1 pseudogene is annotated in these 334 nt (G+C 55.1%); it reads right to left on the bottom strand.

Annotation, left to right across the window (positions count from 1 at the left end):
* Positions 1-223 (bottom strand): annotated as a pseudogene (locus A3730_RS09180) (type II secretion system protein GspL); the annotation flags it as partial.
* Positions 224-334: the final 111 nt, after the last annotated feature.

Here is a 334-nt window from a genome sequence, read left to right as displayed (position 1 = left end):
GTAAATGGCGCGCCTGCTTGCGAGTCAGGGAAACATGGGTTAGCCGGGCAAAGGCCACGCTGATAATGACATGGAGGGTCTGGCCGGCACACTGTTCCAGCGCATCACGCAGGCTAATGGCCTGTACGTCATCGGTTGCGTTGCGCTGCAACAGCACCGGAATTTCAAGATCCGGCTCTGTTCCCCCTGCACCGCTTAAATAAATCAGTGGAGCATCTGCCACGCTGCTGTGTCCTTTCGTTGTTATCTGCGTTGTTATTACTGCATGTGCCGCTGGCTCAGTGTACCAAGGCGAGCATCATTCCACAGTGTCGTTACTGACCATTGCGCCTAC

The organism is Alcanivorax sp. HI0044 (genome assembly GCF_001634945.1).
The sequence above is the reverse complement of the archived record's forward strand: the minus strand, read 5'-3'. Positions and strand labels throughout refer to the sequence as shown.